At 45.4% G+C, this 5057-nt stretch carries 6 protein-coding genes and 1 pseudogene; 3 read left to right on the top strand and 4 right to left on the bottom strand.

What is annotated here, in order from left to right; translation table 11 throughout:
• Both A7Z29_RS22800 and A7Z29_RS23445 read left to right on the top strand, forming a co-directional pair.
• The coding region (locus A7Z29_RS22800; protein WP_153276081.1) for a colicin-like pore-forming protein at positions 1 to 1113 on the top strand (1113 nt) is incomplete at its 5' end.
• Positions 1114 to 1506: 393 nt separating this feature from the next.
• Positions 1507 to 1647 (top strand): colicin release lysis protein, encoded by a 141-nt coding sequence (locus tag A7Z29_RS23445; RefSeq protein ID WP_153276082.1) that lies wholly within the window; start codon positions 1507 to 1509, stop codon positions 1645 to 1647.
• A gap of 198 nt (positions 1648 to 1845) precedes the next feature.
• Here A7Z29_RS23445 and A7Z29_RS24125 read toward each other — a convergent pair whose 3' ends face one another.
• The 4 genes from A7Z29_RS24125 to A7Z29_RS22755 all read right to left on the bottom strand — a co-directional run bounded on the left by A7Z29_RS24125 (position 1846) and on the right by A7Z29_RS22755 (position 4607).
• Positions 1846 to 2004, bottom strand: a complete 159-nt coding sequence (locus A7Z29_RS24125) for a hypothetical protein (RefSeq protein WP_001314450.1) — start codon at positions 2002 to 2004, stop codon at positions 1846 to 1848.
• A 630-nt stretch (positions 2005 to 2634) separates the two neighbouring features.
• Positions 2635 to 2826: a Rop family plasmid primer RNA-binding protein gene (locus A7Z29_RS22775; RefSeq protein ID WP_001401730.1), complete on the bottom strand. Its 192-nt coding sequence runs from the start codon at positions 2824 to 2826 to the stop codon at positions 2635 to 2637.
• 834 nt (positions 2827 to 3660) lie between these two features.
• Positions 3661 to 4089 carry an Exc2 family lipoprotein gene (locus A7Z29_RS22760; RefSeq protein ID WP_042089515.1) on the bottom strand — a complete coding sequence of 143 codons (429 nt, stop codon included), beginning with the start codon at positions 4087 to 4089 and terminating at the stop codon, positions 3661 to 3663.
• A gap of 80 nt (positions 4090 to 4169) precedes the next feature.
• A complete protein-coding gene (locus tag A7Z29_RS22755; protein ID WP_170981958.1) occupies positions 4170 to 4607 on the bottom strand; it encodes an entry exclusion protein 1 in 438 nt (145 codons plus the stop codon).
• Between the two features lie 259 nt (positions 4608 to 4866).
• On the opposite strand from A7Z29_RS22755, the pseudogene A7Z29_RS22750 reads away from it, so the two are divergent.
• Positions 4867 to 5057 (top strand): annotated as a pseudogene (locus A7Z29_RS22750) (colicin-like pore-forming protein); the annotation flags it as partial.

Below are 5057 nucleotides of genomic sequence, written 5' to 3'. Positions count from 1 at the left end.
GGCTCCGGACACGGTAATAATGGTGGTCAGGGTAATACAAGCTCATCGAATTCAACATCGACAGTGATGAAGCCAGGTGAGTCATATCTAACCCCGTGGGGAGATGTTGTTATTAATAAAGATGGTCTCCCGGTGATGAATGGTGTTGTTATGACAGAAGATAATTCTTCTTTGGTTGATAATCCATTAGGGGGGGTCTCCAGAGTTCTTAACTCTTTAATTAGTGATATGCCATCACTTTTTACCAAGGCGACAGGAAATAATCACGATAATAACATCACTGCTGTTAATGCAGTATCTCCAGAAACTCGAGCCAGTGATATGGAGAAAAGTTCTAAGATGGTGAGTGCTCTGATTGATGAAAAGCAGAACCAGAAAAATCAGATTGCTGCGCAGATTAGTGAAAAAAATAAAAAAATAGAGGAGATGAAAAAAATATTCAAGCATCACTCCTATCATGGAATTACTGATCTTGAAAGGGATGTTGATGAGTTACAAAGAAAATCTAATCAGTTGGATGCTGATATTAGCAAGTTATATGATTACAAAAACACATTGAAAAGCGATGTGGATAAAATAAAGGATGCTGTTGCCTATACAGCTACTTTCTATGAAAAAGTAACAGAAAAGTATGGTGAGAAAGCTGAATTATTAGCGAAAAGTTTGGCTGATAAAGCTAATGGAAAAACTATTCGTGGTGTTGATGATGCTTTGGCTGCATTTGATCGGTATAGAAGTTCTTTGGGTGATAAGTTTAATTCTGCTGATCGTGCCGCTATTGTCGCAGGAATTCAGGCATTAGATGCTACGAATACAGCAAACAGTTTAGCTAAATATAGTAAAGCATTTGGTTATTTAGGAAATGCTATTGATCTGGCTGATATTCTTGTTGAACTTAAAAATGCATTGACAACAGATAATTGGCGACCTGTTTTTGTTAAACTAGAAATTATTACCGCAAATCGTGCAGCCGTGGCTATTTCTGCAATTGTTTTTTCTATTATTACAGGAGTTCCTATGGGGATTGTTGGTTTTGGTGTCCTTGTGGCTTTAGCAGGCTCTTTTTTTGATGAGCAGTTAGTTAATGAAATTAACTCGCAACTAGGTATTTAATGGTTGTTAAGCTGGTCATTTTTTTTGACCAGCTTGTCCTTATCTATAAAAAGATAAATAATGCTGAATGGGATTGCGAAAATAACACAAAAAAACACATATATAACGTAAAATCGATTAACCCCATTGGAGTTTAACCAAGTGGGGTTCCAAAACTGTATTGATGTATATCTTAATGCTACTGTTTTTACAGTGTACATAGATACAGGAAGAAGTATTCCGCTGAGTATATATATGATTGATATTTGTATTGTTTTTGATGTCAATGGTTCGTGGAATAAGTTATATATTGCGATAAGTATAGGAAATAGACCCCATAATAAACGAGAGAAATAGAATTTCTTGTTCATATGTTAATGTCTCACTATCTTGTTTTTATATAAAGGAGTATACATGAAGAAAATGTTTTTTGTAGGTGTTGTAATCATATCATTTTGTTTGGTTGCATGTCAGATGAATAATATTAAAGGTAATTCAGGTGGTTCATTTTCGTCATCTAACTCAGGTGTCGGTATCCAAGTGAAGAAATCGTGAGTTTGCATCACTGATCCTCTTGTGATCCTTTTCTTCTGCGCGTAATCTGCTGCTTGCAAACAAAAAAACCACCGCTACCAACGGTGGTTTGTTTGCCGGATCAAGAGCTACCAACTCTTTTTCCGAAGGTAACTGGCTTCAGCAGAGCGCAGATACCAAATACTGTCCTTCCAGTGTAGCCGCAGTCGGGCCACAACTTCAAGAACTCTGTAGCACCATTTGTGCCATCATCGCTCTGCTAATCCGGTTACCAGTGGCTGCTGCCAGTGGCGTTAAGTCGTGTCTTACCGGGTTGGACTCAAGACGATAGTTACCGGATAAGGCGCAGCGGTCGGGCTGAACGGGGGGTTCGTGCACACAGCCCAGCTTGGAGCGAACGACCTACACCGAGCCGAGATACCAACAGCGTGAGCTATGAGAAAGCGCCACGCTTCCCGAAGGGAGAAAGGCGGACAGGTATCCGGTAAGCGGCAGGGTCGGAACAGGAGAGCGCACGAGGGAGCTTCCAGGGGGAAACGCCTGGTATCTTTATAGTCCTGTCGGGGTTCGCCACCTCTGACTTGAGCGTCAATTTTTGTGATGCTCGTCAGGGGGGCGGAGCCTATGGAAAAACGCCAGTGGTGCGGCTTTCTTCCGGTTCTTGGTCTTTTGCTCACATGTTCTTTCCGGCGTTATCCCCTGATTCTGTGGATAATTGTATTACAGCTTTTGAGTGAGTGGACTCCGCTCGCCGCAGCCGAACGACCGAGCGCAGCGAGTCAGTGAGCGAGGAAGCGGAAGAGCGCCTGAACTGGCATTTTCTCCTTACGCATCTGTGCGGCATTTCACACTGGACATGCCGCATGGTTAAGCCCGTATACACTCCGCTATCGCTACGTGACTGGGTCATGGCTGCGCCCCGACACCCGCTAAAACCCGTTGACGGGCTTGTCTGCTCCCGGTATCCGCTCACAGGCAAGCTGTGACCGTCTCCGGGAGCTGCATGTGTCAGAGGGCTTCACCGTCATCCCCGAAACGTGCGAGGCAACTGCGGTAAAGCTCATCGGCGTGGTCGTGAAGCGATTCACAGATATCTGCTTGTTCATCTGCGTCCAGTTCGTTGAGCTTCTCCAGCAGCGTTAATGTCTGGCTTCTGATGAAGCGCGCCATGTTCAGAGCGGTTTTTTCCTGTTTGGTCACTGGTCTGATGTCTCCGTGTAAGGGAATTTCTGTTCATGGGAGCATGATAACTGTGACGCAGGCGAGAGTGATAAAGCTGAGTGAGCGGTTAGTCAGGGGCGCAAACATTCGAACGCGGCCAGTGCGATGCAGGATAGGGAAAACGCCGTAAAACGACGTCCCTTTCGGCAATAGCAATATCATGGCACGGCATATCAACTGATAAATAATTCCTGTGCAGTACAGCCGCTGTTGCATAAAATCTCGCTCTGCGGTGAGTATTGTTTAATCAAAAATCCCCGCAGTTCTTCCAGAAAAACGCGAGTCTGTTCTCATGCCTGAAATGCCCACACCCCACGCAAAACCAACTTTTTTCTGATTTGCTTTTTAAATCATGTTGTTATGGTTTTAAAAATGTATTTTCTTATTCAGATTTATACAAAAGCACGTCGTCGACGACCCTATGGCGACGCTATGACGACCCTACTTAGGGTCAGTACTGACTATCTGTAGAAAAAACAGTTAATTAATGTAGGGGCGCCCCTAGGGGCGCGTCGCCTTTTTTACATCACATCCCTGGGGGCGCTGCCAGGGGTGTCTGCCCGGATATGTAGCAATGAGCCAGGGATTCACGAACTGAAAATGTCCGAAAATGTGCCTCATGGGCACCGTATGCGCCCAAACAGATCGCTATTCAGTTTCGTGCATAGTCATGCAACGCCCTGAAAACGATCCTGACGCATTTTTCCGGTTTTCCTGGGGGTAAGCATTTCTTTTTGCGGTGCCTGCGTCAGAATCGCGCTCAACGCGTTTTAATGGTGCGTACAATTAAGGGATTATGGTAAATGTCTCCCTTTACTGCCTGCCCTCGTAGCCATCAAGATAAACCGCAGAAATCGTGTCAGCCAGCAGCTTCATTTTTTCCGGTGATGGCATATCACCGTTCGTGTATTTTCTGCCCGCAAAGGTGGTTGTGGTTCTCAGTGACTGAAGGAATTCTTCAGAGTGGAATTCTTTTATGCGTTGCTGTGCCGTTTCTGCTGATACTCCAGCTGCTTTGTCTTTCACCCCCATCTCCCGGAACTGCTGAAAGAACGGAATCATCATCCGTGTGGTGTCAGCTTTCTTGGTGTAGAAGTTAGGATCAAACCCATCATCTGAAGCATAAACATAATGCCGGGTATGTTGTTCCAGGCTGGTTTTTGGGGTACAGGCCGTGAGGGCTGCTGCCACAGTTATCAGGGCGCTAAGATACATATAGCGTGTGCCGCCAGAACGTTTCATGCGAGTCTCCTTACCTTAAAGTATTTATTTTCGGTGAGTTATTATCTGATGGCTATCTTATCATCAGTCTCTGAGTGCGTTCAGCGACCGAACAACCTGGACCAGACTCCCCGTTTCTTTTCCTGCTCCAGCGCCTGCCTGAGCTGGGCTATCTCATTCTGTAGCTGTTCCCGTTCTGCTTCCTGGCGCTGGCGCTCCGTATCCTGAGCTTGTTTATCCTCAAGCATCAGCGTCAGGCATTGTTTCAGCTCGTTCAGCTCCCGGAGAATGCGTTCTGTCTGCTGATCATGAGGTTTTTCTGCCTGTCCCGCAGTGTGCCTTTCTGGTGTCTCATTCCGCTTTAATTCGCCGTATGCCCGGATCAGTTCACTGGTTTCAAACTCCCGTCGTCCGTCCTGGCTTGTACGGTAACTGACAAGGCCTGCGCGCATATCACGGTAAAACTGTGAACGCGATCTGCCCGTCATTTTCAGTGCGTCCTGGAGTGTGTGCCATGCCATAAAGTGACAGTGTCCCATAGGTGTCTCATATCATGGTTTCAGTAAAACATACTGAGGCCGGAGAACGGTAATGTTTGTGCTGGTTTTTGTGGCATCGGGCGGGAATAGCTCGTGGTGTGGGGGGCTTTTTTTTTGAACGTTTTCACAAAAATGAAAATCCACAGGGTTGACAGGGAAAACGCAGCGGCGTAATTTTAAGCTGTATATAAAACCAGTGGTTATATATACAGTATTGTGGTTTTAACTATTTATTTTTAATGTCAAAGAGGTATTTTTTATGGCGAAAGAACTTGGTGGATATGGCCCAACTGCCGGTGAATCTATGGGGGGAACAGGGGCGAATTTGAATCAGCAAGGTGGACATAATAATAGTGGTGTTCACTGGGGGGGAGGCTCCGGACACGGTAATAATGGTGGTCAGGGTAATACAAGCTCATCGAATTCAACATCGACAGTGATGAAGCCAGG

It is taken from the genome of Escherichia sp. MOD1-EC6842, assembly GCF_002965705.1.
Classification (GTDB): domain Bacteria; phylum Pseudomonadota; class Gammaproteobacteria; order Enterobacterales; family Enterobacteriaceae; genus Escherichia; species Escherichia ruysiae.
The sequence above is the reverse complement of the archived record's forward strand: the minus strand, read 5'-3'. Positions and strand labels throughout refer to the sequence as shown.